Genomic DNA, 22,992 nt, shown 5'->3' with positions numbered 1-22,992 from the left:
CTTCCCGCACCGGAGCCTGGTCGGGGTCAGCCGTTGAGCCAGTCGCCCGGGATCAGGTCGCGTAGCCGGTCGATGGCCTCGGCGGTCCGGCCACGGACCAGCAGGGCCACGCCGTCGTCATCCCGTACGAGGGCGTCCTCGCCCAGGAACCAGCGGACTCGCTCTCCCTCGGGGTACGTGGGGAACGGCAGCCGCGTGAAGAACGTTTCCAGCAGGTCCGGGCTTTCGTCCTCCAGGAGAAGGAAATCGCAGAGCTCGTCATCGGCGTGCAGGCACTCGGACAGAGTGATCTCGACGAAGCAGAGGGAGAGACGCTCCAGCCACGTCTCCCACCGCTCGGCGCTCTTGTCGGCGAGGTCGAGCCGGATGAACACCGCCGGATCGTCGTCCTGAAGGTGTTCCAGGAGGATGCCCCAGGATGCGGCTCCCTGGTTCTCGTGGCGGAAGACCAGGGCCTGCCGCGCCTCATCGACGTACAGGTCCGCCGGGCCGAGCAGCACATCGTGATTGCTGGTGAGGTCACGGCGGCGCCCGAACAGGGCGTATGCCTCACGCAACACGGTCGGCAGGGGGACGCCCAGCCTCGCCTCGGCGGAGGCGAGGTCGGCCTCCGCCCATCCGTCGGCGGCGCCGAGTGGGGCCCCGGCCCACTGAGCGGCGAAGTCCTGGACGAAGGTCCATGCGCCGCTGCTGCTCTCCACGCCTGCGGAGAGGGACGCGGCAAGATCGAACTCTTGTGTCATGCCAGGACGATATCCGCCCCGCCCACGACGACATCGCCACCGCCGGACGGACGTGGTGCGGGCTGCGGAGGGCGACGCGCCGCGCCCGTCGGCCTGGGGCAGGTCGACGGTGACGCGGTGGCCGATCGGGCCCTCTCCTTCTCCGAGGGTTCGGAGGCGGCTGCGGGGCGAGGACCGGTTGCCTACTCGAAGCCGACCCCGCGAAGCTCTTCCATCGCTCGGCGCAGCTCGTCGAAGGCGCGCTGCTCGTCGCGGCGGGAGTCACGGCCGGTCGGCAGGAGTCGGTTGCCCGCCCCACGGGCACGGTCGTAGGCGTCGAAGCAGATGAGCACCCTTTCGATGTGGGGTTGGGAAGAGGAGGCGGGTGTTCGTGGGGGCATGGCTGGTCCTTGGTGGGCGGGAGTTGGGGGAGCAAAGCGGAGGGCGGCGGGGCGGTCGACGGTCGTGGTGAGTCCCGCAGTTGCCGCGGGCCGGCTCCGGACCGGCAGGGGTGGATGCGGCCTGGCGCGAGGCGCGACACCTGTCTCGGTGTGCGCGGTGGCTCCGGGCGGCGTCGGGCCACGGGCCACGGCGCTCGGCGGTGTCCCGGGGACAAAGGCGGACCGGCGGTGGTGGCGGCCGGCGGCATCGCGGGCACGCGGGGGCCGGGTACGGGGCAGCGGGGGCACGGCAGACCTTCCAGGGCACGGCTGACACAACGCCGACCAGGCTTCCCGGCACACCACCCGCTCCGAAGGAACGAGCCAGGCGACATGCTATCCGGAGGGACGCGGCGGAACAGGGGGCCGTCCTCCTGTTGGCTCTTCGCACAGTCCGTGGTGACGCGTTGCCGACACGGCCCATCCTCGTCGTACGGTGCGCGGCGCGGGCCGCGCAGGGCAGCGCGGACGGCTGAACGGGCAAGGGAGAACGGGATACACGCCGGGCGGGCGCTTCCTACCGGCGACGGGCTCCGGCACGGCGGAGCGCGTACACGGCGGCACCGGCGAGGAGTACGGCCGCGCCGGTGACGACGGAGGGCAGGGGCAGGGCGCAGGCCAGGGCGGTGCAGCCGGCCAGGCCGAGGGCGGGGACGAGGCGGGCGGGGCGGCCCTCGGCGGGGGTCAGGGTCCATGCGGAGGCGTTGGCGACGGCGTAGTAGGCCAGGACACCGAAGGAGGAGAAGCCGATCGCACCGCGTACGTCGCTGGTGGCGGCCGCGACGGCGACGACGGCGCCCACGAGGAGTTCGGCCCGGTGGGGAACCTTGAAGCGCGGGTGGACCGCGGCCAGCGCGTGGGGCAGGTGGTGGTCGCGGGCCATGGCGAGGGTGGTGCGGGAGACGCCGAGGAGAAGTGCGAGGAGGGAGCCGAGGGCCGCGAGGGCGGCGGTGATCCGCACGACGGGGACGAGCCGATCGGCGCCGGCGGCGCGGGCGGTCTCCGTCAGCGGGGCCGTGGCGGAGGCGAGGGTCTGAGGACCGAGGACCACGAGGGTGGAGACCGCGACGACGGCGTAGACGACGAGGGCGATCCCGAGGGCGACCGGAATGGCGCGCGGGATGGTCCGGGCGGGGTCGCGGACCTCTTCGCCCAGCGTGGCGATGCGGGCGTATCCGGCGAAGGCGAAGAACAGCAGGCCCGCCGCCTGGAGCACTCCGCCCGGCGTCGCGTCCGCACCGATGCCCAGGCGGTGGGCCTCCGCCCCGTCGGAGCCGAGAGCCGTGACGGCGACTGCGGCCAGAACGGCCAGGACGACGGCCACGATCACGCGCGTGAGCAGGGCGGACTTCTGTACACCGGTCCAGTTGGCCACCGTGAGAGCGACGACCGCGGCCACGGCGACCGCGTGTGCGTGCGCGGGCCAGAGGTAGGTGCCGACGGTCAGCGCCATGGCCGCGCAGGAGGCCGTCTTCCCCACGACGAACGCCCAGCCCGCCAGGTAGCCCCAGAACGCGCCCAGGCGTTCGCGTCCGTACACATAGGTGCCGCCGGAGGCCGGGTAGAGGGCGGCGAGCCGGGCGGAGGAGGTGGCGTTGCAGTACGCGACGACCGCGGCCAGGGCCAGTCCGAGCAGCAGCCCGGAACCGGCCGCGCGGGCCGCCGGGGCCAGGGCGGCGAAGATCCCGGCGCCGATCATCGACCCCAGCCCGATCATCACGGCGTCCGGCACGCCCAGACGCCGCCGCAGTTCGTCGGGGAGTCCGGCGGCGGGTGAGGACGTGCGGCTCATGGTCTCTGTCTCCTTGCCGGCTGCGCACCGCGCGGACGGACTCCGCCGTGCGCGGGCACGATAGAGCACGTATCCGAACAGCCGGTGACGAACGGTGACGGTGCACCGGGGCGGGCCGGAGGAGACGGCGGTCCATTGGCGTCGGGTACGCCCGCTCATGCGGTGCTCGCGGGGCGGGAAGCCGTTTGGGCGCGCGTTCGCGCAGCGGGCGCAGCCGTGGAGGCGCGTTCGCGCAGCAGGCGCAGCCGTGGAGGCCGAAGACGACAGTGGATCCCGTCCGGCCCGCGACGCCGAGCGGCAGGCGTGCCGTCCGCCTTGGCCGCGCCGCCGTGCGCCTGCGGCAGGGGAGCCCCGGTGCGGGACGCCGCAGGGTTCAGGCCCCGGCCTGGATCCGGAGGCCGGCCAGGGTGAGATCGAGGGCGGAGCGGAACTGGTCGGCGTCGTCGTGGCCGTCGAACTCGTCCACGGTCTCGTGGATGTAGGGGAATTCGGCGGGGTCGAGGGTGCGCCAGGACTGGGTGTAGCGGCCGAGGAACTCCTCACGGCTCACCGCCCCGTCGAGGACCTCGGCGGGCGGCTCCTGTCCGATGTCGAGGGCGGAGCTGACCACGACGCCGAGGACGGCCGTCACCGCGTGGAAGCGCTGGCGCGGGGTGAGGTCGAGGCGCAGTGTGTGCTGCCCGAGCCGTTCGTAGAGACGCAGCGAGTTGCCCTGGGCGAGTGCGGAGCGCATGAAGCGCATGCCGAGCCAGGGGCGCTTCACGATCGCGGCGAAGAGGGTCAGCGCCGCCGCGCGCAGGTCGTCGACGGGGTCGTCGGTGGGGGGCAGCGCCTCGACCTCGGTCAGGACGCCGGCGATCACGTGGTCGGTGGCCCGGTCGAGGAGTTCCTCCTTGCTGGCGACGTACCAGTAGATGCTGGCGACACCGCCGCCGAGGCGCTGTGCGAGGGCGCGGAAGGTCAGCGCCTGTTCGCCGGCCTCGTCGAGCAGGGCCACCGCCTCGGTGATCACGGACTCCAGCGAGTGCGACGCCCGTCGGCGCCCTTCGCCCGAGCGGCTCTGCATGCGTGCCACGGCTCACATCCCTACGCGACCGGTTCCTGTCCTGCCTGCCTTGCATCCGTATCGAACGCTGTTCTATCGTAACTCATCGAACGTCGTTCGATAGTCGAATGCTGTACGAGTGGAGGACGCCATGACTACCGATACCGGACCCGCCGGCACCCCTGACACCACCGGCGTCGCCGCACTCGACAGCGGCTCGCGCACGTACCCCTCGCTCCGCGCGGCCTGGATCCCGCTGTTCGCGCTCTGCCTGGCCTTCTTCGTCGAGATGGTCGACAACACGCTGCTCTCCATCGCCCTGCCGACCATCGGCCGCGACCTCGGGGGCAGCACGACCTCGTTGCAGTGGGTCACCGGCGCGTACTCGCTGACCTTCGGCGGCCTGCTGCTGACCGCCGGCTCGATGGCCGACCGGATCGGGCGGCGCAAGGTGCTGCTGGTCGGCCTGGGCGTCTTCGGCGCGCTCAGCCTCTGCGCCTTCGCGGTCGACACGAGCGGCCAGCTCATCGCGTTGCGCGCCGCGCTCGGCATCCCGGCCGCGGCGATGGCCCCGATCACCAACGCGCTGGTCTTCCGGCTCTTCGACGAGAAGGCCCTGCAGATGCGGGCCATGACCGTCATGATCATCGTCGGCATGTCCGGCTTCGTGCTCGGCCCGCTGCTCGGGGGCACGGCCCTCGCCCATGTGCGGTGGGAGTGGCTGCTCGTCGTCAACGCGCCGATCGCGCTCATCGCCTGCGTCGGCGTACGGCTCGGGGTCCCGGCCGACCGCCGCGAGGACCTCACCACCGACCGCCTCGACCTGCCCGGCGCCGTCCTCAGCGTCGCCGCCATGGCCCTCGCCTGCTACTCGCTGACCAGCGGCGTCGACCACGGCTGGCTGTCGGCCGCCACGCTGGCCTCGATCGTCGGTGCGGTGGCCGCCGGGGCCGGGTTCGTGCTGCGCGAGCGCCGGGCCGCGGCACCCATGCTGGATCTGAAGGTGTTCAAGCGGGGCACGGTCCGGGGCGCCGCGATCGCCCAGGTCGGCACGGCCATCGCCATGGCCGCCGTGATGTTCGGCATGATCCTGCACTTCCAGTACGCCTACGGCTGGAGCCCGGTCCGCGCCGGTCTGGCCAACCTGCCGATCATCGTGACCATGATCGCGGCCACCCCGCTCTCCGAAGGGCTCGCCCGCCGCTTCGGCCACCGTGTCGCCTGCCTGGTCGGGTCGGCCTGCCTGGCCGTCTCGCTGGCCGGAATGGCCTGGGGCGTCTACCACGGCTACGTGGTCATCGCGGCCTGCATGGTGGTGATGACGATCGGCCTGCGTACGGTGATGACGATCTGCGCGGTCGCGCTGGTCGACGCGATGCCCAGCAACCGCACCTCCATCGGCACCGCCCTCAACGACACCGCCCAGGAGGTCGGCTCCAGCGTCGGCACGGCCGTCGCCGGCACCCTGATCGCCGCCCTCGTCACCGCCACGCTGCCGGCCGGGGTCTGGAGCGGCGAACTGATCCAGTCCTTCTTCCACGGCGAACGGATCACCTACGGCATCCTCGCCGTCGTCGTCGGCCTGATCGCCGCCCTCGGTTCCCTCGGCCTCACCGACTCCCACTCGGTCGAGGAGCACCCGCAGGAGGCGTAGGCCGGGAGCGCGACGCCCTCCCGCACGGCAGCGCCGCCCACCCGCCGCGTACCCGGCCCTGGCACCGGTCGGGTACGCGGCGTCCGCCTCCGCTCACACGGCGGCGGCCTGTGCGACCAGGGTCAGGCGGGACAGCCCGGCCCGCACCCGTGGGCGTCCATCGCGGCCACCAGCCCCCGGGCCGCGGCCCGCACGGAGGGATCGCCGTCGCCGGTCAGCCGGTCCGCCCGTGTCCTGCCCTCCAGTACGGCGCGGTGGGCCGCGTACTGCACGTCGGGGCGCGGAGGGTTGCCCTGCTCAAGGACGGTCGTGAGCAGGTGGATCACCTCGCTGCGGCCGGTGACCGACCCGGTCACCGCGAGGTCCCAGAAGAACGGGACCGCCTCCACCGTCGCGTCGAAGACGGACAGTTCGGCGAGCCAGAGTCCGAGATCGGCCAGGGCCGAGGCGCTGGTCGCCGCATCGCCCCACGCCACTCGGGAGAGCCGGCCCGGAACCGCTTCCGCCGACCCGTACGCGTGTGTCAGCCGACGCCACGGAATCCGGTTCACGCCCTTCAGGATCGTCCCCACCACGCCTCCGCCCCGGTCCCGGTGTACCGTCCCCGCGCTCTCGCGCGGCTACTGCTGCTGCCCGACGGGGAGCAGGCCGCGCTCGGCGAAGACCTTCTTGGCCACGAAGGTGGCGTTGAGGGCCTTGGGTATGCCGCAGTACACGGCTGCCTGGAGGAGGGCTTCGACGATCTCCTCGGGGGTGAGGCCGACGTTGAGGGAGGCGTTGATGTGGACGTCCAGCTGGGGTTCGCAGCCGCCCAGGGCCGTGAGCATGCCGAGGGTCACGAGCTGGCGGTCGCGCGGGGGCAGGGCGGTGCGCTCGTAGATGTCACCGAAGGCCCAGGAGACGACCTGGTGGCCGAGTTCGGGGCTGATGTCGGCGAGGGCGTCCACGACGCGCCGGCCACCCTCGGCGTCGATGGCCGTGAGGGTCTTCATACCGCGGTCGAAGCGGTCCTGGCGGGTCTCGGCGACGGCGGGGGCGGGAGTGTTCATCACTGGTCCGTTTCCGGCTGCTGGTCGAGCAGCTGTTCGTAGTGCGTGATCTTGGTGTCGAGCGCGGCAGCGTTGCGGCGCAGGGTGCGGATGCGTTCGGCGAGTTCGTGGCGGTGGTCGCGGAGCATGGTGAGTCGTGCGGCCACGGTGGTGTCACCGGCGGCACGCAGCCGGGCGTACTGCTGCATGTCGCTGATCGACATGCCGGTCTCGCGGAGGCGGATCAGGAACTCCAGCCAGGCGAGATCCGCTGCGGCGTAACGACGTTGGTTGCCCGTGGTGCGTCCGACCCGGTCGATCAGGCCGGCGCGCTCGTAGTAGCGGAGGGTGTCGTGCGAGAGGCCCGTCCGCTCGGCGACCTGGGCGATCGTGAGGGTCGGTTCCGGCTGCGGGAGGGCGTTTGCGTCGGTCACACGGACAAACCTAGAACCTGGAGCGCGCTCCAGATCAAGCGGCGCCATGGTGACGCGCGCCACTCGGGCGCTCAGGGCCCGTGTCCCGCACGGCGGTGGCCGCGTCGCGGCCGGAGGGGTGAACCGGACGTTCCGGCAGGCCCGTTGGGCGGACGGCTCCGTCACGGGCCGCGCTGGGACGCGGCGCCGGAGGCGCGGTGCCTTCGCGCTCAGTGCGGACGGGCCCCGTGGTCCAGCACCCCGGTCACCACCGCGTGCAGATGGTGGCGGAACCGGTCGAGGGCGGGCAGGTCATGGGGGCCGCGGCGGCGGCCGGCGGGGTCGATCACTCCGGCCTGACCGAAGGAGTGGGTCGTCCAGACGATGGTGAAGACGAGCATCTCGATGTCGACGCCGGCGCCCATTCCGGCGCGGTCCAGGACCGTGCGGACACCGGACGCCACCTCGGCGACCAGCGGGCCGGCGAACTCCGTCTCGATCTCGGCGAGTTCGGCTCCCTCCGAGAGCCAGCGCCGCATCCACAGCGCGGGGACCTCGGGGTGGCCCAGACAGAAGGAGAGATAGGTGTCGACGAAGCCGAGCAGCGCGGCACGGGTCTCGTCGGCGGAGGAGCCGCAGGCGCGCAGCCGGTCGAGGGCGGTGGTGGCGACGTCGCGCTGGGCGAGGTGGGCGCGGCGCATGACGGCGCGGTAGAGGTCGGGCTTGCCGCCGACGTGGTAGGCGACCGTGGCGATGTTGAGGCCGACGGCCTCCGCGATGGCGCGGGTGCTGGTGGCGTCGTACCCGCGCTCGGCGAAGAGTCGGGTGGCCGCTTCCAGGATGCGTTCCCGGCTGGATCCGTCGTCGGCTCGCTGGCTCATGGATCCGAGGCTACCCGATGGGTGGGGGCCGGTTCAATCAGATGCCGGAGAGTAAAAGAGCAGGTCAGAGATGATTGCACTCCTCTCCATCATTCGATTGAATGAGCGCCCTCACGGAAGGGTGGGCATGGCATGGGTGCGACGAGGGTGGCGGTGATCGGTGCCGGGGCAGCCGGGCTGGCCGCGGCGAAGGCGCTGCTCGACGAGGGTCTGGACGTCACGGTCCTGGAGCGCGGCGAGCGCGTCGGGGGTCTGTGGGCGCCGGACGACGAGGGGGCGACGCCCGCGTACGGGAGTCTGCATCTCAACACCAGCAAGGGGCGGACCGAGTTCGCGGACTTCCCGATGCCCGCGCGGTGGCCGGACTTTCCGTCGGCGGCCCTGGTCGGGGGCTATCTCGCGGCGTACGCGGACGCCTTCGGGATCACCGAGCGCGTCCGGTTCGGCGCCGAGGCCGGTGCCGTGCGGCGGTGCGACACCGGGTGGGAGGTGACGACCGGGCACGGCGGGGAGGCGGCGGAGCTGTACGACGCCGTGGTCGTGGCGAACGGGCACAACCGCGAGCCGAAGTGGCCCGCCCCCGCCTATCCGGGCGCGTTCGACGGTGTGCAGATGCACGCCCACGACTACCGGAGTCCGGAGATGTTCGCCGGGCAACGGGTTCTCGTCGTGGGCATGGGCAACTCCGCGATGGACATCGCGGTGGACGCCTCGTACGTGTCCTCGGGGCCGGTGCTGCTGTCGGCGCGGCACGGGACGCACATCGTGCCCAAGTACCTCTTCGGCCGTCCCGCGGACGCGACCGGCGGGGCCCTCGCCGTGCTGCCGTGGCGGATCCGGCAGACGGTGGCCCAGAGCGTGCTGCGCCTGGCGGTCGGCACGCCGGAACGTTACGGACTGCCGCGTCCGGCGGGCGGGCTGTTCCAGAACCATCCGACGGTCAGCGACACGATCCTGCACCGGCTCACCCACGGCGAGGTGGTCGCCCGGACCGGCATCGAGCGGCTGGACGGCGGCCGGGTGGTCTTCACGGACGGCTCGGCCGAGGACGTCGACGTGATCGTGTGGGCGACCGGCTACCACGTGACGATGCCGTTCCTGGGCCGCGACTGGGCCGGGGACGATCCGGAGGAACTGCCGTTGTACCAGCGGGTCTTCCATCTCGACGATCCGACACTGTCCTTCGTCGGCCTGATGCAGTCCACCGGCGCGGCCCTGCCGGTCGTCGAGGTCCAGGGCAGGCTCGTCGCCGCGTATCTGTCCGGCCGGTACGCCCTGCCCTCGCCGGCCGAGCAGCGCACGGCGGTCGCACGTGCCCGCGTCGCCGCGGTCGGGCGCTGGGGCGCGCGGCGGCCGGTGATGCGGATCGACTTCGACCGGTACGTGACCGCGCTCCCCCGTGAGATCCGGGCCGGTGTCCGCCGGGCCGCCCGCGGTGCCACCGTCCACACCCCGACCACGAAGGCTGATGTGTCATGACCTCTTCCTCCTCCGGCCGCCGTCACGACGCCCACGGGCGGCGGGTCCTCATCACCGGTGCGTCGGGCACCATCGGCCGGGCCCTCGGAGAGCGGCTGACACGTGCGGGGGCGCGGGTGGTCGGTCTCGATCTGCGTCCGGGAGGCGACGAGCCCTTCCCCGTCATCGCGTGCGACGTCACCGACGACGCGCGTACGGCCGCGGCCGTCGCGGAGGCGCTCGACGTGCTCGGCGGTCTGGACGTGCTGGTGAACAACGCGGGCGTCGGCGGACCGGCTCCGGCCGAGTACGCGCCGGGGGCCGAGGTGCGCCGGCAGTTGGAGCTGAATCTGCTCGGGACCTGGCGGGTCACGGCCGCGTGCGTCGGCGCGCTGGTCGCGGCGCGCGGGCGGGTCGTCATGGTGACCTCGCGGATGGCGGTGATGCAACTGCCGCTCGCCGCCGCGTACGGGGCGTCGAAGCGGGCCATGGTCGCGTACGCCGACGCGCTGCGCCTGGAACTGGGCACGCACGTCTCGGTCAGTTGTGTGTACCCGTCGGCGGTGCGCAGCCCCATCCATGACTCGACGAAGGCGGCGGGGCTCTCGTTGGAGGGCATGAGCGTGTACGAGCCGCTGGACGGCGTGGTGGACGCGCTGGTCCGCACGGCGCTGGCCCGACGGCCGCGCCGGGACGTGACCACGACGCGGCGGGGCGCGGTGGAGTTCTTCCTCGCCCGGCATCTGCCCGCGCTCACCGACCGGGTCGTGGCCCGCACGCTCGCCGCGCGCGCCCGGTCGGGGGTCTTCGACGGGGCGGACCTGGCCGCCGGTGTGGTCGAGCGGCACCGGAGCGGGACATGACGGCCGACCGGGCCACCGGGGCCGGCCCGGTCACCGGCGCGTCGCCGGCCCGGGGCGCGCTGTCGGCGTACGCGGCGGGCTCGGTGGGCATGGGCGTCTGGGTCACGGTGCCGGGGCTGCTGCTGCTCTACTTCCTGACGGACGTCCTCGGCGTGCCCGCGTTCGCGGCCGGTCTGACGCTGCTGCTGCCCAAGGTCGTCGACATCGTCGTGCACCCGCTGCTGGGTTCGCGGTCGGACCGGGAGGCCCGGCGGTTCGGGCACCGGCGCCGGATGCTGCGGTCCGGACTGCTGCTGGGGCCCGCCATGGTGGCGATGTTCAGCGTGCCGTCGGGGCTGAGCGGCGGGGCGGCCGCCCTCTGGGTGGGCTGCTGGTTCGTGGTGGGCAATCTGCTGTTCGCCGGTTTCCAGGTGCCGTATCTGACGACCCCCTCCGACCTTCCGATCGGGTACCACGAGCGGACCCGGGTCTTCATGTTCCGCATGGTCCTGCTGACCGTGGGTCTCCTCGGCGCGGGCGTCGCCGCTCCGGCGCTGTCCTCGGCGGGCGGGCGCGGCGACTACACCCTGATGGCGGTGGTCCTCGCGGTGGCCATGACCGGCTCCGCGGCCGTCGCGCTGGCCGGCGTACGCGGGCTCACGGACGCCTGCGGCTTCCGGACGCCCGGCGTACGGGCGGGTCACTCCTCGCTCGCCGACCTGCGCCTGGCCCGGCGGGACCGCGCGTTCCGGCCGCTGGTGCTGTCGTACCTGTTCACGGGGACGACGACCCATCTCTTCCTCGCGGCGCTGCCCTATGTGACCGAGTACGTCTTCGACGCGCCGGGGCTCACCGCGCTGTTCATGGGGCTGTTCCTCGGACCGGCGCTCTTCGCGGCCCCGGTGTGGACGGCGTGGTCGCGCCGGCACGGCAAGCAGCGCGGGCTGCTGCTGTCGCAGGGTGTGTTCGCGGCCGGGTCGCTGGCGCTGCTGCCGGGAGTGTCACTGAGCGGGACACCGGGTGTCGTGGTCACGTCCGCCGTGGTGATAGTGATGGGCGTGGCGTTCGCGGGGCTGCAGTTGTTCGCGTTCTCGATGCTGCCCGACGCGATCGCGGCGGCCGGGGCGGCGAAGGCGGGGGCGTACACGGGGGTGTGGACCGCGACCGAGGCGACCGGGACGGCCGTCGGGCCGTATCTGTACGCGGCGGTCCTGGCGGCGGGCGGATTCGTCTCCAGCACGGCGGGCACGTCCGCCGACCAGTCCGGTACGGCGCTGACCGCGCTGCTCGTCGGGTTCACCTGTGTGCCGGCGGTGCTGATGGGTGTGGCGCTGTGGTTCCAGCGGCGTTGTGCGCTGGACGGGGCGGCGTGAGCGTGCGGGAGCGGGTGACGAGAGGGGTGGGGACGATGGCGGTGGCTCCGTCCGGTGTGTGCGGTGCGCCGGTTCGCGTGGCACGGGGGACGGGCTTCCCGCGGGGCGGTGCGCGGTGAGCGTGTGGGAGCAGGCCGCCGTGGCGGCGGTCGCCCTCGGCGCGTTCGCGCAGGCGTCGACGGGGATGGGCTTCTCGCTGGTCGCGGCTCCGGTGCTGATCGCGGCGTTCGGCCCGCACCGGGGCGTGCCGATGGTCCTGGTCCTCGCGGTGGGCGCCTCCCTCCTGCCGCTGTCGCGCGACTGGCGGCACGCCCGGCCCCGGGACGCGGGCCGGCTGCTGCTGCCCGCCGTCCTGGGGACACCGGTGGCGGCCTGGCTGCTGGGGGCCATGGACACCCGTGTGCTGGCCGCGGCGGCCGGCTGCGGGGTCCTCGTCGGGGTGGCGCTCCTGGGCCGCGGGGTGCGTTCGTCGTTCCTGAACACTCCGGCGGGCGCCTGGCTGACCGGCCTGGGCAGTGCCGGACTCAATGTCATCGGCGGTGTGGGCGGGCCGCCGGTCGGTCTCTACGCGGCCAACGCGGGCTGGCCCGCCCGCGAGACCCGGGCCACGCTGCACACCTTCTTCCTCGTCCAGAACCTCGTCACGGCCGCCGTCCTGGGGTTCGCCCTGCCGCCCTGGCCGGCGGTGGCCGCCCTCGCCGCCGGCGCGGCCGCAGGGATGGTGTCGGCGCCCCGGCTGCCGGCGACGGCGACGCGCGTCGGGGTGCTGGCGGTCTCCTGCGCGGGCGGGCTGACGCTGGTGGGAAGCGCGCTGACCTGACCACGGCCGGCCCGCGGTGGCGCCGAACGGGGCGTGCCCCGGGTCACGGCCGCTCGGCGCGCCGGCGGCGGTGGTAGGAGAGCGTGACCGCGCCGAGCAGCGGTCCCCAGGCCACCAGCGGCAGATAGAGGAGCCCGGCGACCAGGTTGCCGGTGTCGGTCATCCCGTGGTGGGGAACGGTCCACCACAGGACGAACGGGGACCACAGCACCGTCAGCGCGACCGCGCCGGCGGCGGCCGGGACGACGGCGGCCCGCACCGCGACCCGTCGGCCGCCGAGCACGGGGATCCACTCGGGCACCCTCTCGCCCCACGGTCGCACCAGGCCGAGCGTCAGGAGGGCGGCCGCCTCCACGGCCACGCTCAGGCCGATCACGTAGACCGTCCCCCAGCCGTCGATGCCCATGGCCTCGTACCCGGCCTCCGTGTACCCGCCCCGGTGCCCGCCCGCCAGCCACAGGCGCCAGAGGCCCGAGGGCAGGGTGAGCAGCGGGATGATGTGGGCGGTGCGCACGGCCCAACGGGGCGGTGCGGAGGGGACGTCGGCCGCCGGGCGGGTGATCGTGCGCTTCGTGGTGGTCATGCCTCCATCGTTCCGGCGTGCCGGCGCCGGGGCGTCGGCCCGGGGGCCCGGTCGTCCGGCCGCCCGGGAAGGAGGCGTCCGCCCCCGGTCCCACCCGCGCGGCGGAGAGGGTGTCATCCCCAGGTACCGGGGAACCGCCCCCCTTCGGTGCCCGGCGGGGCTCAGGCGCCCGGCTCGCGCAGCGCTCCTCCGATGACGGCGGTCACGGTGCGACGGACGGCGGCCGCCGGTGGCGGGGGGCTCGTCCGGTCGGCGAAGAGGAGATGGGCGGCTCCGACGAGCGTGGGGGCGAGGGTGTCGATGTCGGCGTTCCCGGCCACGCGTCCGCGCTCCCGTTCGGCGGCCAGATAGGCGGCGATTCCCGTCGTCGCCTGCGCGGCCAGCGGGATCCCTGCGAGACCGGCCTCGCGCAGCCGGGCCCGCAGGCCGTCGCGGAAGGTGATGAGGGCGACGACCGACACCGTGAGGGGGCCGAACAGGTCCTGGAGCGCCTCGGTCAGACGGTCCGCGACGTCGCCGGTCCCGGCCGCGTCGCGCAGGGCCGCGGTCCGCGCGTCGACGGTGCGGACGCGGTCGAGGACCAGTTCGGCCAGGAAGGCGTCGAAGTCGGCGAAGTGCCGGTGCAGGACGCCCTTCGCGCAGTTCGCCTCGTCCGTGACCGCGCGGCTGGTGAGGGCGCTGGGCCCGTCCCGGAGCAGCACGCGCTCGGCCGCCTCGAACAACTGGCCGCGCACGTTCCGGAGGTGGACTCCTGTCGGCATCGCTCCTCTTCCCGGTCCGGCCCACTTCCACTAGTGGGCACTCGCCCACTAGTGTGGGCACATGCCCACTCTAACGCGGGGACCGTCAGGACCGTCCGGATCCGAACCCCATCGCCACCGGCGGGTGGCCGAGTCCTTCGGCACGGACGCCGCTCGTTACGACCGCGCCAGACCGCCGTATCCCGACGCCCTGGTGCACCGGATCGTCGCCGCGCTGCCGGGGCGGGACGTCCTCGACGTGGGGGCCGGGACCGGTATCGAGGCCCGGCAGTTCACGGCGGCCGGCTGCACCGTGCTCGGCGTCGAGCCGGATGCGCGGATGGCCGCCTTCGCCCGGCGCGGCGGCGTCGAGGTGGAGGTCGCGCGGTTCGAGGACTGGGAGGCGGCCGGGCGTCGGTTCGACGCGGTCGTCGCGGGAACGGCGTGGCACTGGGTGGACCCGGTCGCCGGCGCGGTGAAGGCGGGGCAGGTGCTCAGGCCGGGCGGCCTGCTCGCACCGTTCCACCACGTTCCCCAGCTCCCCGCCGAGGTGGCCGGCGCGCTCGCCGAGGCGCACCGGCGCGTCGCCCCCGACTCCCCCGTCGATCTGGGGCGGTTGAAGGGCTCCGCCCTCGACGCCTCGCAGCCGCTGTTCACCCGCATCGCCGACGGCATACGGCGGTCGGGGCTCTTCGGGGCGCCGGAGCAGTGGCACGTCGCCTGGGAGCGCACGTACACGCGGGAGGAGTGGCTGGACCAGCTCCCCACGTTCGGCGCCCTGACCGGGCTCCCGCCGGACGGTCTGCGGGAGGTCCTGGACGCGGTCGGAGCCGTGGTCGACGCGCGGGGCGGCCAGGTCACCGTGCCGTACACCACGGTGGCGGTCACCGCGCTCCGCTCCGGCGACGCCTGACCCGGGGAGCGGCGGGCGGGGGCTCCCGCGCCGGGACTCACACCGCGCCGGCGACGCTCTCCCGCGCGGTGTCCCCGTCCTCCGGGCCGCCCGGGGACTCCGGCGGGGCGGCTGCGCGCAGGGCCGCCTCGACCCGGCGGTTGCTGGTCATGGACGCGGTGACGGCCGTCATGGTGAGGAGCAGCACGGCGGCGGCGTACAACGGGGTGCGGATGTCGTAGGCGGTGGCCAGCCAGCCGCCGAGGACGGCCCCGCCGGGGGCGGCGCACATCGCAAGCATGCGGGAGGTGGAGGCGACCCGGCCCATCAGGTGCCCGGGGACGATGGCCTGCCGCAGGGAGGGCGCGAGGACCATCGTGGCGCCCATGCCCGCTCCGCAGACGGCGAGCGAGAACCCGGCGACGTAGGGGTCGGGGGCCGAGGCCAGGCCCAGGATGGCGAGGCCCTCGACGGCGGCCGTGCAGGTCAACGCGGTGCCGGTGCCGAGCCGCCGGCCCAGGTACGAGGCGATGCCCGCGCCGAGCAGACCGCCGGCGGCCTCCGCGGTGAGGAGCAGTCCGAAGCCGTAGGTGTCGATGCCGAGACGCTCGTGCGCGAAGAGCGCGAGGACGGTCTCGACGGCGACGAAGGCGATGTTCCCGACGGCCGGACGCAGCGCGAGGCCGAGCAGCACCCGGTCCCGGAAGACGTACGCGGCACCGGCCCGCGCCTGGCGGAGCAGCGACTCACGGGCCTCCGGTACGGGCCGGGGCACGGCGGGCAGCGTCCGGACGAGCAGGGCGGAGCAGAGGAAGGAGAGCGCGTCCGTGAACAGCGGGACGGCCCGGCCGAGGGCGAGCAGCGCACTGCCCGCGGGCGGTCCGGCGAAGCCGGACATGGCGGTCTGGGCGCCGCGCAGGCGGGAGTTGGCGCGTTCCAGGAGGGCCGGTTCGCGGTCGAGGAGGGCCGGCAGATAGGCGGTGGCGGCGGTGTCGAAGAAGAGTCCGCCGACGCCGAGAAGGAAGGCGACGGCCGCGAGCAGGGGGATGCTGAGGGCGTCGAGCACGACCGCCACCGCGGGTATCGCGAGCAGGACCGCGCGGGCCGTGTCGGCGACCCACATCGTGCGCCGGCGGTCCCAGCGGTCCACGAGCGCGCCGCCGAGCACCCCGAAGAGCAGCCACGGCAGGGTCCCGGCGGCCGTGACGACGGCGAGCGCCATGGGGTCGCGGGTCAGTGCCAGGGCGAGCAGCGGGAGGGCCGCGTGGGTGACGCCGTCGCCGAACGAGGAGACGGTCTGGGCGGTCCACAGCCGACCGAAGCCGGTCGGCAGCTTCTGGGTAGGCGTACTCACTTGGCATCCTCCTCGGTCCGCGTGCCCGACGCGGGGTGGAACAGCGCGAAGACGAGCGAGGTATCGGGCAGGGCGGGGTCGGACAGCGCGCGGTACTCGTTCGCCAGGGACTGCAGCCGCTCCCCCAGCTCCGCGAACTGCGCGTCGGTCAGGCGCAGATGGGCCATCCGCACGTGCCGGTCCTCCACCGGCGACGCCTCCAGGTCGGCGACCGCGTGGCGCATCAGGACATCGGGGCCGCCCTCGCCGGGGTCCGGCAGTGTGATGGAGCGTGCGGCCATCGCGTAGTACCGCTCCATGACGCCGCGCACCTTGCGGGTGCGTACGACCTTCACCAGGCCGGCCCGTTCCAGGAGCCGCACGTGGTAGCTGGAGCTTCCCTTCGCGAGGCCCACGCGGTCGGCGATCTGCGTGATCGTCGCGGGCTCGAAGCGGAGGACGGCCATGATCCGATGGCGCGTCAGATTGGAGACGGCGCGCAGTTGTTCGTCGGTGGTGACGTGAATGGTCTCGGGGAGATCGTCGGTTGGCATGCGAGCAATGGTCAACGTTTCTTGACCATTGCGCAAGGGGGTAATCGCGGAGACCTTCGTTCCGCCCCCGAAAACGCCAACTGGCCCTGGCCGTCCGGGTGGACGGGCAGGGCCAGCGGGTGTGCGGTGCGGGCGGTTACGGCTTGGCGGCCACGAAACCCCACTGCTCGACCGGCGTTCCGGTGAAGGGCTTCTCGGGGCGCCACAGGCTGATGGAGCCGAAGCCCGGCTCCACCAGGTCGAGCCCGTCGGCGAAGGTCGCCATGATCTCCTTGGGGCGCGAGATGTACGGCATGGCGCCGCCACTGGCGTACTCGTCGGAACCGGCCGCCGTCATCGGCGTCTCGATGGTGTCGCACTGCATCAGGAAGCTGCCCGAGGGCAGTGCGTCCAGGTAGCTGCGCAGCAGCGCGGAGGCCTCGGCGGAGTCCGCCACATGCCCCAGCGTCGAGAGCAGCATCACCGCTACCGGCCGGTCGAGGTCCAGCGTCTTCGCGGCCTCGCGCAGAACCGTTTCTGCGTTTCTGAGGTCCGCGTGTACGTAGTCCGTGGCACCTTCGGGGCGGCTGGTCAGCAGGGCGCGGGCATGGGCGAGCACGATCGGGTCGTTGTCCACGTACACGATACGCGCCGTCGGATCCACGTCCTGGGCGACCTCGTGCGTGGCGTTCGCCGTCGGCAGCCCCGTCCCCAGGTCGAGGAACTGACGGACCCCCTTCTCGCTCGCCAGGTAGCGCACCGCCCGTGCCTGGAACGCGCGGGAGGCGCGCGCTATCTCGATGATCTGCGGGTACAGCTCCTCCATCGTGGCACCGAGGCGGCGGTCCACCTCGTAGTTGTCCTTGCCGCCCAGCCAGTAGTTCCACACCCGCGCCGAATGCGGCGTCCCCGTGTCGATCCCGTCCACCGCCGCCGGATACCCCTGCTCGCCAGTCATCAGCCCTCTTCATGTCGCATTTTCGGCCACGCGGACAACCCCCGTACCGCGCACCCCCATGTTTCCTCACCAGCAACTTTCACACCAGCCCCCGCAGGAACAACTCCCTTTCCAGGGGCGGAAACCCGATGCCCGCCGGGGACGATGTGAGGTCCGAGCCGGTCGTCGTCGGACCCCGCCGCCCGTGAGAGGGTCCTGCCCGGCCTCCGCACCGAACGCGCCGGGTGGGACGGTTTACTCCCCGGATACGCTCGTCCGCATGACCGATCGAGTGCCCTTCACCGAGCAGCTGCGCTCCGCCGTCGGCACGCCCCGGCGCGCCACGTTGCTGGACAGCAGTCCGCGATCCCGCGTGTGGCGGGTCCGGCTGGCCGACGGGCGGCAGGTGGCCGTCAAACAGATCACCGACGACGGCGCTCCGGGCGTCGACGCGGGCAGCCGGTTCGCCCGGGAGGTGGCCGCGCTCCGTCTGGCGGGGAGGGCCACCGCGCCGGCGGTCGCGCCCGTCCTCCTGGCCACGGACCCCGAGGTCCGGATCATGGTGCTGGAACTCCTCGACACGTCCGCCCAGCCGGAGGACTGGCTGCCGGGCTACGCCGAGGCGCTGGCCCGGCTGCACGCGCTGACCGGGCCCGACGACGCCGGAACGCTGCCGGCCTGGGCGGGACCCACGGCCGCCGACGCCGAGTCCTTCCTCGCCCTCGCGCGGGCGCTCGACGTCCCGGTTCCGCCCCGGGTCCCCGACGAACTCGACGCGCTCCTCGTACGGCTGGACCCCGCCCCGCACCACGCGCTGCTGCACGGCGACCCGTGCCCCGGCAACGACGTCCACACCGCCGGCGGCGTCCGCTTCCTCGACTTCGAGGGCGCCTCGCTCGGGAACGGGCTGATCGAGCTGGCCTACCTGCGCATCGGCCTCCCCACCTGCTGGTGTGCCATGTCCGTGACGGGGGCCCCGCTCGCCGAGGCCGAGGGGATCTACCGCTCGACCTGGCGGGACCTCACCGGGCGCGAGGTGCCCGGCGATCTCGCCGACGCGTGCGCGGCCTGGCTGATCCGGGGCGACTCCCTGGTCGAACGGGCCGAGCGCGGCACCGTGGACCAGTTCGCCCGGGTCCCGGGCAAGGACTTCGAGTGGGGGTACATCACCGCCCGCGAACGCCTCGTCCACCGCCTGGACGTGGTCGCCGGACTGGCCCGCGACCACGACGGTCTGGAGTCGCTGGGCCGCCTCTGCTCGGACCTCGCCAACCGCCTGCTCACCCACCGGCCCGCCCCGCGGCCGCTCCCAACGCACCGCACCCGCCCGTGGTTCTGACACCACCTCAGCAGATCCGGCAGGACGGAACACCGCCCCTGGCCCGGAGCTTTCCACGTGCGACCGCCCTGGCCGGCTACTGCTTCATAGTCAGGTGACCGTACTATGGGCGCTCGTCGAACGAACGGACCGGAACCCCGCATGACCGACCCCCGGCCCTCCCTCCGTGTGCTGTCGCTCTACCCGCGCGGCTACCGGGCGCGCCACGGCGCCGAGATCCTGGAGATGTACCGGGCGGCCACGGCGGACGCCTCCCCCGCCGCCCGCCGCCGGGAGCGGCTGGACATCGCGGCGCACGCGGTGCGCGTACGCACCCGCACCGGCGCCGATCGTCCGGCCGGCCGCTTCCTGGTGGCCGTCGCCCCGTACGCCCTGGCCGCCGCCGCCGCGATCTCGGCCGCCGGGCCGACCGTCGCGGTGTCGCGCGCCCTGCACGGCGGCCCGGGGCCCGGCCTGCCCGGGACGGCCTTGTGCACGGCGGTGCTCGTCGCCGGGGTGCCGGCCCTCCTGGGCAGCTGGCCCGCGGCCCGGGGCACGGCGGCCCTGTGCCTGGTGGCGCTGGTCGCGGGCGTGCCGGGTTCCGCCTGGCTCCTGCCGTTGCTGGCCCTGGTCGCGGCGATGCCCCCGGCGGTCGCTCCGGCAGGGAGGGACGGCCGGCTCGCCGGTGCGTTCGCCGTCATGACGTGGCTGCCGTCGCTGTGTTCGGCCCTGTCGGGCGGTCACGTCGGCTTCGGCCTCGTACAGCAGATCGGTCCCACGATGCTGCTCCTCGCCCTGCGCGCGGCGGCTCCCGACGTCCGGCCGCGCCACCTCCTCGCGATCCTGGTCGCGGGAGCACCCTGGGCCGCGTCCCCCACGGGCTCGCCGGCCGGCGCCCTCGTGGTGGCCGTCGCCCTCGGTCTCGCGTGGACGGGCGGGCGTCTGTCCCGGGGCGGCACCCCCGCCGTCGGATAGCGGCGGATCCTTCGGGCCGCGCTCTGCCCGGTGGTGGAGCGGCGGGCGTTCAGGCGCGGTCCGGATCGAACTCCAGCACCTGGGTGAGCCGGATGTTGTTGCCCGAGGGGTCGCGGAACGAGGTGTCGATGCCGTACGGCCGGGCCGTCGGCGGGTCGTTGAACTCGACGCCCCGGGAGGACAGCTCGTCGTACGCGGCCCGGCAGTCGTCGGTCTCCAGGAAGAGGGTGCCTCCCGCACCCTTCGCCACCAGCTCGGAGAGCCGGGCGCTGCTCGGCTCGTCCAGCATCGGCGGGCCGGGCACGGGCATCAGAACGAGGGCGGGGCCGTCCCCGCCGGGCGGGCCGACGCACACCCAGCGGAAGCTCCATTCCTCCATCGTCACATCGGCCCGGACCTCCCAGCCGACCTTCTTCGTGTAGAACGCGAGCGCCTCGTCCTGGTCGTGCACCCAGAACTGGGCGTTGGCGATGCGGATCGTCGTCATGGCGGTTCCTCCTCCGTCGGTCACCCACCACCGACGTTAGGCAGCCCGCTCCCCCGTGTCTTCTCGAAACGTGCGGTTCCGCGGGCGCCCGTAAGCCATGGCGACGCAGCGCGGAATGCGTACGTGGCGGGCGGCGGGCGGGCGCGCCGCGCGGTAGGCCTGTGGGGACACTCCGTGCATCCGGCGGAAACTGGTGGTGAACGAGCCGATGCTCTGCGCGCCCACGGCGATCCCGATCTCGGCCACGGTCCGGTCGGTGGCAACCAGGAGCGCGGCGGCGCGCTCCAGGCGTCTGGTCAGCAGGTACTGGTGCGGCGACTCCCCGAACGCGGCCTTGAAGCGGCGGCTGAAGTGCGCGGGCGACAGTGCGGCGGCCGCGGCCATGTCCGCCACGGTCAGCGGCTCTGCGTAGCGGGCGTCGACGAGGTCCTTCGCGCGGAGCAGATGGCGGGTGATCGGGACAGACGGCACGTCTCCATTGTGCGCCACGGCCCCACCCCTCCGGCGGTGCGTGCGCGAGGGGCGAGGCCGGCCCTCAGGCGCCGGCCGGGCGGATTCCGTCGAGGCGGGCCAGCTCCTCCTGGGACAGCCTGATCGTGGCGGCCGCCAGGTTCTGGGCGAGGTGGTCCGGGTCGCCGGTGCCGGGGATCGCCAGGACGTGCGGTCCCTGGTGGAGCGTCCACGCGAGGCGGATCTGTGCGGGGGACGCGCCGTGCGTCCGGGCGACGGCCGTCACCGCCTCTTCGGACTCGACGGCCGCGGGACCGTCCTCACGGCCCGTTCCCGCGACGGCGAAGAACGGCACGAAGGCGATCCCCTGGTCGCCGCAGAACCGCAGGAGTTCCCGGCTCGCGTCGTCCGCGCCGAGCCCGAACGGGTTCTGGAGGCAGACGACGGGCGCGACGGACCGTGCCTCGGCGAGCTGCCCGGAGGTGGCGTTGGAGAGACCGAGGTGCCTGATCAGTCCGGCGTCCCGCAGGCGGGCCAGGGCGCCGAAGTGCTCACCGACCGGGCCCTCCTTGCTGCTCGGCGGCACCCGGAGGTTCACGACGTCGAGGTGGTCGCGGCCGAGCTGGCGCAGGTTCTCCTCGACCTGGCCGCGCAGTTGCTCCGGGGACGCCCACCACCACTCCCCCGAGGTGTCGCGGCCCGGCCAGACCTTGGTGGTGATGACCAGTTCCTCCGGGTAGGGCGCCAGGGCCCGGTTGATCAGCTCGTTCGCCGAGCGGGTGGTGGAGAAGTAGAACGCTGCGGTGTCGATGTGGTTCACCCCGAGGTCGACCGCGCGCCTGAGGACCCGTATCGACTGCTCCCGGTCGCGGGGCACCCCCTGGTCGAAGGGCTTGGTCCCGGTCAGCCGCATCGCGCCGAATCCGACCCGGTTGACGGTCAGATCGCCGAGACGCCAGGTGCCGGCCGGTGCCGAGGTCGTCGCGTGGGTGCTCATGGCAGGGTTCTCCTCGTACGTAGCGGGGGCGGACGGCGGCCTTCTCTCCCGGGCCGGGGCCGTCCGGTGCGGGGCACGGAACGGGCCCCGGACACAAAAAAGCCTTCCTGGTGGCGGGATCTCCATCAGGAAGGCTCGGCTGCTGCGGTGAGGGATTCTAGCAGGCCCGGGGCGGAGGGTTCCGCCCCGGGCCTGGCGGACGGGGTGTCAGTCCACACGGACCTCGGTGTTCTGGCCCACGTGCAGCAGCCAGCCTCTGTCGTCCTGCTTCGTCATCACGTACAGCGGGGTGCCCTCCGAATCACCCTCGGGCGCGTGGTAGATCTGCCGGATCTTGACGGCCGCCACGTCCGGGCGCAGGAACTTCGTGTGGACGGTCTCGTAGGTGACGGCCCCGTCCCAGTCGCTGTTCGGCAGGACCTCACGGGTGAAGTCCGCGATCGCTTCGTAGCCGACCAGGACCTTCCCGTGGGCCGTGGTCCACAGCGCGTCCTGGTGGAAGAGGGCGAGGAATCCCTCGACGTCCTTGTCCCGCTGGGTGCGTTCGACGGTGGCCACGACGTCCTCGATGGCCTTGATGTCCGCGTTCTCGGTGTCCATGGAGATCACTCTGCGACCTCGATCGCGCTTGAGGTCAAGGAAGTGGCCCGGCCCGGTTCTCCCGGAGCGGATGCCAGGCGCGCTGTTCCCGCGTGTCCGGTACGGAGAGGCCGCGGGCGCGCTGGATGCCGCTCCAGGCGGTGTCGGGGTCGACGCCGTCGAGGATGAGGACCGCGGCCGCGAGGAGGGAGGAGCGGCCGATGCCGGCCCGGCAGTGGACGACGATGTGCGCGCCCTCGCGCCGTTGCCGGCGGAGGTCGCGCAGGGCCGGCAGCACGGCGGCGTGGTCGGGGACGGACAGGTCGGGGACGGGCAGGGCGACGAAGCGCAGTCCGGCCGCCGTGGCGGACCGCGGCTCGTCCGCGAGCCCCAGCTCCGCGCGTTCTGGTTCGGTGAGCGCGCAGACCAGGACGTCGGCCCCGGCGTCCTTGAGCGCGGCCATCTCCGTCTCCAGCCAGTCACCGCCCCGGGGTCTGGCCATGGTGCTGAGCCGCCCGGGGCCGGGGAGGTCGACGGTGAAGAGGGTGGGACGCATGCGGGACACCGCTTTCGGGTCGGACGGGTGAGGTGATGCGCTCGTGCGGGCCGGGCCTCGCGCGGTGCGCCTACGCGTCCGACGCTCCTCGCCCCAGGGCGCGGGCGGTCGTCGCGGCGCCGGACGGAGGGAGCGGGACCCCGG

At 73.6% G+C, this 22,992-nt stretch carries 26 protein-coding genes; 8 read left to right on the top strand and 18 right to left on the bottom strand.

Translation table 11 applies throughout. The features are described 5' to 3' along the window. Positions 1 to 26 precede the first annotated feature (26 nt). From ACFVDM_RS11725 to ACFVDM_RS11710, 4 genes are all read right to left on the bottom strand, one after another. Positions 27 to 743 (bottom strand): SMI1/KNR4 family protein, encoded by a 717-nt coding sequence (locus ACFVDM_RS11725; RefSeq protein ID WP_383636544.1) that lies wholly within the window; start codon positions 741 to 743, stop codon positions 27 to 29. 182 nt (positions 744 to 925) lie between these two features. Continuing rightward, positions 926 to 1,123: a hypothetical protein gene (locus ACFVDM_RS11720; RefSeq protein WP_383636542.1), complete on the bottom strand. Its 198-nt coding sequence runs from the start codon at positions 1,121 to 1,123 to the stop codon at positions 926 to 928. A 556-nt stretch (positions 1,124 to 1,679) separates the two neighbouring features. After that, positions 1,680 to 2,954, bottom strand: a complete 1,275-nt coding sequence (locus ACFVDM_RS11715; RefSeq protein ID WP_383636539.1) for an APC family permease — start codon at positions 2,952 to 2,954, stop codon at positions 1,680 to 1,682. A 373-nt stretch (positions 2,955 to 3,327) separates the two neighbouring features. Then, complete coding sequence (locus tag ACFVDM_RS11710; protein ID WP_383636804.1) at positions 3,328 to 3,975, bottom strand: TetR/AcrR family transcriptional regulator; 648 nt, start codon at positions 3,973 to 3,975, stop codon at positions 3,328 to 3,330. A gap of 175 nt (positions 3,976 to 4,150) precedes the next feature. Between ACFVDM_RS11710 and ACFVDM_RS11705 the strand changes: the two genes are divergently transcribed. Further along, a complete protein-coding gene (locus tag ACFVDM_RS11705; protein WP_383636536.1) occupies positions 4,151 to 5,653 on the top strand; it encodes an MFS transporter in 1,503 nt (500 codons plus the stop codon). Between the two features lie 122 nt (positions 5,654 to 5,775). Here ACFVDM_RS11705 and ACFVDM_RS11700 read toward each other — a convergent pair whose 3' ends face one another. The 4 genes from ACFVDM_RS11700 to ACFVDM_RS11685 all read right to left on the bottom strand — a co-directional run bounded on the left by ACFVDM_RS11700 (position 5,776) and on the right by ACFVDM_RS11685 (position 7,975). Further along, positions 5,776 to 6,204, bottom strand: a complete 429-nt coding sequence (locus tag ACFVDM_RS11700; RefSeq protein WP_383636533.1) for a hypothetical protein — start codon at positions 6,202 to 6,204, stop codon at positions 5,776 to 5,778. A gap of 69 nt (positions 6,205 to 6,273) precedes the next feature. Then, a complete protein-coding gene (locus ACFVDM_RS11695) occupies positions 6,274 to 6,702 on the bottom strand; it encodes a carboxymuconolactone decarboxylase family protein (protein WP_383636530.1) in 429 nt (142 codons plus the stop codon). Then, on the bottom strand, positions 6,702 to 7,115 hold the full coding sequence (locus ACFVDM_RS11690; RefSeq protein ID WP_383636527.1) for a MerR family transcriptional regulator: 414 nt from the start codon (positions 7,113 to 7,115) through the stop codon (positions 6,702 to 6,704). Before ACFVDM_RS11690 ends, ACFVDM_RS11695 begins: the two co-directional genes overlap by 1 nt. A 209-nt stretch (positions 7,116 to 7,324) precedes the next feature. Continuing rightward, the gene (locus ACFVDM_RS11685; RefSeq protein WP_383636525.1) at positions 7,325 to 7,975 is read right to left on the bottom strand and encodes a TetR/AcrR family transcriptional regulator; all 651 of its coding nucleotides are present in this window, start codon (positions 7,973 to 7,975) and stop codon (positions 7,325 to 7,327) included. A 132-nt stretch (positions 7,976 to 8,107) separates the two neighbouring features. On the opposite strand from ACFVDM_RS11685, the gene ACFVDM_RS11680 reads away from it, so the two are divergent. From ACFVDM_RS11680 to ACFVDM_RS11665, 4 genes are all read left to right on the top strand, one after another. After that, positions 8,108 to 9,454 carry a flavin-containing monooxygenase gene (locus ACFVDM_RS11680; RefSeq protein ID WP_383636523.1) on the top strand — a complete coding sequence of 449 codons (1,347 nt, stop codon included), beginning with the start codon at positions 8,108 to 8,110 and terminating at the stop codon, positions 9,452 to 9,454. Continuing rightward, entirely contained in the window at positions 9,451 to 10,296 is an 846-nt protein-coding gene (locus ACFVDM_RS11675; RefSeq protein WP_383636520.1) for an SDR family NAD(P)-dependent oxidoreductase, read from the top strand. The genes ACFVDM_RS11680 and ACFVDM_RS11675 overlap by 4 nt, the downstream gene beginning before the upstream one ends. Then, positions 10,293 to 11,648 (top strand): MFS transporter, encoded by a 1,356-nt coding sequence (locus ACFVDM_RS11670; protein ID WP_383636517.1) that lies wholly within the window; start codon positions 10,293 to 10,295, stop codon positions 11,646 to 11,648. Before ACFVDM_RS11675 ends, ACFVDM_RS11670 begins: the two co-directional genes overlap by 4 nt. Before the next feature lie 115 nt (positions 11,649 to 11,763). Further along, positions 11,764 to 12,468, top strand: a complete 705-nt coding sequence (locus tag ACFVDM_RS11665) for a sulfite exporter TauE/SafE family protein (RefSeq protein WP_383636514.1) — start codon at positions 11,764 to 11,766, stop codon at positions 12,466 to 12,468. A 43-nt stretch (positions 12,469 to 12,511) separates the two neighbouring features. Here the strand turns inward: ACFVDM_RS11665 and ACFVDM_RS11660 are convergent, their stop codons facing one another. Both ACFVDM_RS11660 and ACFVDM_RS11655 read right to left on the bottom strand, forming a co-directional pair. Further along, positions 12,512 to 13,051, bottom strand: a complete 540-nt coding sequence (locus ACFVDM_RS11660) for a hypothetical protein (RefSeq protein WP_383636511.1) — start codon at positions 13,049 to 13,051, stop codon at positions 12,512 to 12,514. Positions 13,052 to 13,212: 161 nt separating this feature from the next. Further along, positions 13,213 to 13,812, bottom strand: a complete 600-nt coding sequence (locus tag ACFVDM_RS11655; protein WP_383636508.1) for a TetR family transcriptional regulator — start codon at positions 13,810 to 13,812, stop codon at positions 13,213 to 13,215. Positions 13,813 to 13,873: 61 nt separating this feature from the next. Between ACFVDM_RS11655 and ACFVDM_RS11650 the strand changes: the two genes are divergently transcribed. After that, the gene (locus ACFVDM_RS11650; RefSeq protein ID WP_383636505.1) at positions 13,874 to 14,704 is read left to right on the top strand and encodes a class I SAM-dependent methyltransferase; all 831 of its coding nucleotides are present in this window, start codon (positions 13,874 to 13,876) and stop codon (positions 14,702 to 14,704) included. Positions 14,705 to 14,741: 37 nt separating this feature from the next. Here the strand turns inward: ACFVDM_RS11650 and ACFVDM_RS11645 are convergent, their stop codons facing one another. The 3 genes from ACFVDM_RS11645 to ACFVDM_RS11635 form a co-directional block, all read right to left on the bottom strand. Then, positions 14,742 to 16,016: an MFS transporter gene (locus tag ACFVDM_RS11645; protein WP_383636801.1), complete on the bottom strand. Its 1,275-nt coding sequence runs from the start codon at positions 16,014 to 16,016 to the stop codon at positions 14,742 to 14,744. A gap of 17 nt (positions 16,017 to 16,033) precedes the next feature. Next, positions 16,034 to 16,570: an ArsR/SmtB family transcription factor gene (locus ACFVDM_RS11640; RefSeq protein ID WP_383636502.1), complete on the bottom strand. Its 537-nt coding sequence runs from the start codon at positions 16,568 to 16,570 to the stop codon at positions 16,034 to 16,036. 136 nt (positions 16,571 to 16,706) lie between these two features. Continuing rightward, on the bottom strand, positions 16,707 to 17,507 hold the full coding sequence (locus tag ACFVDM_RS11635) for an SAM-dependent methyltransferase (protein ID WP_383636499.1): 801 nt from the start codon (positions 17,505 to 17,507) through the stop codon (positions 16,707 to 16,709). A 259-nt stretch (positions 17,508 to 17,766) separates the two neighbouring features. Between ACFVDM_RS11635 and ACFVDM_RS11630 the strand changes: the two genes are divergently transcribed. Then, on the top strand, positions 17,767 to 18,825 hold the full coding sequence (locus ACFVDM_RS11630) for a phosphotransferase family protein (RefSeq protein ID WP_383636496.1): 1,059 nt from the start codon (positions 17,767 to 17,769) through the stop codon (positions 18,823 to 18,825). 141 nt (positions 18,826 to 18,966) lie between these two features. Then, complete coding sequence (locus tag ACFVDM_RS11625) at positions 18,967 to 19,779, top strand: hypothetical protein (protein WP_383636494.1); 813 nt, start codon at positions 18,967 to 18,969, stop codon at positions 19,777 to 19,779. 49 nt (positions 19,780 to 19,828) lie between these two features. Here ACFVDM_RS11625 and ACFVDM_RS11620 read toward each other — a convergent pair whose 3' ends face one another. The 5 genes from ACFVDM_RS11620 to ACFVDM_RS11600 form a co-directional block, all read right to left on the bottom strand. Further along, positions 19,829 to 20,266: a VOC family protein gene (locus tag ACFVDM_RS11620; protein ID WP_383636491.1), complete on the bottom strand. Its 438-nt coding sequence runs from the start codon at positions 20,264 to 20,266 to the stop codon at positions 19,829 to 19,831. A gap of 36 nt (positions 20,267 to 20,302) precedes the next feature. Then, positions 20,303 to 20,737: a helix-turn-helix domain-containing protein gene (locus ACFVDM_RS11615; RefSeq protein WP_383636488.1), complete on the bottom strand. Its 435-nt coding sequence runs from the start codon at positions 20,735 to 20,737 to the stop codon at positions 20,303 to 20,305. 64 nt (positions 20,738 to 20,801) lie between these two features. Beyond that, complete coding sequence (locus tag ACFVDM_RS11610) at positions 20,802 to 21,713, bottom strand: aldo/keto reductase (protein ID WP_383636485.1); 912 nt, start codon at positions 21,711 to 21,713, stop codon at positions 20,802 to 20,804. A 207-nt stretch (positions 21,714 to 21,920) separates the two neighbouring features. Then, complete coding sequence (locus ACFVDM_RS11605) at positions 21,921 to 22,313, bottom strand: SgcJ/EcaC family oxidoreductase (RefSeq protein ID WP_383636482.1); 393 nt, start codon at positions 22,311 to 22,313, stop codon at positions 21,921 to 21,923. A gap of 34 nt (positions 22,314 to 22,347) precedes the next feature. Further along, positions 22,348 to 22,848 carry a protein-tyrosine phosphatase family protein gene (locus tag ACFVDM_RS11600; protein WP_383636479.1) on the bottom strand — a complete coding sequence of 167 codons (501 nt, stop codon included), beginning with the start codon at positions 22,846 to 22,848 and terminating at the stop codon, positions 22,348 to 22,350. Positions 22,849 to 22,992: the final 144 nt, after the last annotated feature.

This window comes from Streptomyces sp. NPDC057682, assembly GCF_042799575.1.
Taxonomy (GTDB): domain Bacteria; phylum Actinomycetota; class Actinomycetes; order Streptomycetales; family Streptomycetaceae; genus Streptomyces.
This window is presented reverse-complemented; position numbering and strand designations above follow the sequence as displayed.

Coding starts and splice junctions, on each gene's coding strand:
- ACFVDM_RS11725 (WP_383636544.1), bottom strand. CDS start 743: ATGACACAAGAGTTCGATCTTGCCGCGTCCCTCTCCGCAGGCGTGGAG.
- ACFVDM_RS11720 (WP_383636542.1), bottom strand. CDS start 1,123: ATGCCCCCACGAACACCCGCCTCCTCTTCCCAACCCCACATCGAAAGG.
- ACFVDM_RS11715 (WP_383636539.1), bottom strand. CDS start 2,954: ATGAGCCGCACGTCCTCACCCGCCGCCGGACTCCCCGACGAACTGCGG.
- ACFVDM_RS11705 (WP_383636536.1), top strand. CDS start 4,151: ATGACTACCGATACCGGACCCGCCGGCACCCCTGACACCACCGGCGTC.
- ACFVDM_RS11695 (WP_383636530.1), bottom strand. CDS start 6,702: ATGAACACTCCCGCCCCCGCCGTCGCCGAGACCCGCCAGGACCGCTTC.
- ACFVDM_RS11685 (WP_383636525.1), bottom strand. CDS start 7,975: ATGAGCCAGCGAGCCGACGACGGATCCAGCCGGGAACGCATCCTGGAA.
- ACFVDM_RS11680 (WP_383636523.1), top strand. CDS start 8,108: ATGGGTGCGACGAGGGTGGCGGTGATCGGTGCCGGGGCAGCCGGGCTG.
- ACFVDM_RS11675 (WP_383636520.1), top strand. CDS start 9,451: ATGACCTCTTCCTCCTCCGGCCGCCGTCACGACGCCCACGGGCGGCGG.
- ACFVDM_RS11670 (WP_383636517.1), top strand. CDS start 10,293: ATGACGGCCGACCGGGCCACCGGGGCCGGCCCGGTCACCGGCGCGTCG.
- ACFVDM_RS11660 (WP_383636511.1), bottom strand. CDS start 13,051: ATGACCACCACGAAGCGCACGATCACCCGCCCGGCGGCCGACGTCCCC.
- ACFVDM_RS11655 (WP_383636508.1), bottom strand. CDS start 13,812: ATGCCGACAGGAGTCCACCTCCGGAACGTGCGCGGCCAGTTGTTCGAG.
- ACFVDM_RS11650 (WP_383636505.1), top strand. CDS start 13,874: ATGCCCACTCTAACGCGGGGACCGTCAGGACCGTCCGGATCCGAACCC.
- ACFVDM_RS11640 (WP_383636502.1), bottom strand. CDS start 16,570: ATGCCAACCGACGATCTCCCCGAGACCATTCACGTCACCACCGACGAA.
- ACFVDM_RS11635 (WP_383636499.1), bottom strand. CDS start 17,507: ATGACTGGCGAGCAGGGGTATCCGGCGGCGGTGGACGGGATCGACACG.
- ACFVDM_RS11630 (WP_383636496.1), top strand. CDS start 17,767: ATGACCGATCGAGTGCCCTTCACCGAGCAGCTGCGCTCCGCCGTCGGC.
- ACFVDM_RS11625 (WP_383636494.1), top strand. CDS start 18,967: ATGACCGACCCCCGGCCCTCCCTCCGTGTGCTGTCGCTCTACCCGCGC.
- ACFVDM_RS11620 (WP_383636491.1), bottom strand. CDS start 20,266: ATGACGACGATCCGCATCGCCAACGCCCAGTTCTGGGTGCACGACCAG.
- ACFVDM_RS11610 (WP_383636485.1), bottom strand. CDS start 21,713: ATGAGCACCCACGCGACGACCTCGGCACCGGCCGGCACCTGGCGTCTC.
- ACFVDM_RS11605 (WP_383636482.1), bottom strand. CDS start 22,313: ATGGACACCGAGAACGCGGACATCAAGGCCATCGAGGACGTCGTGGCC.
- ACFVDM_RS11600 (WP_383636479.1), bottom strand. CDS start 22,848: ATGCGTCCCACCCTCTTCACCGTCGACCTCCCCGGCCCCGGGCGGCTC.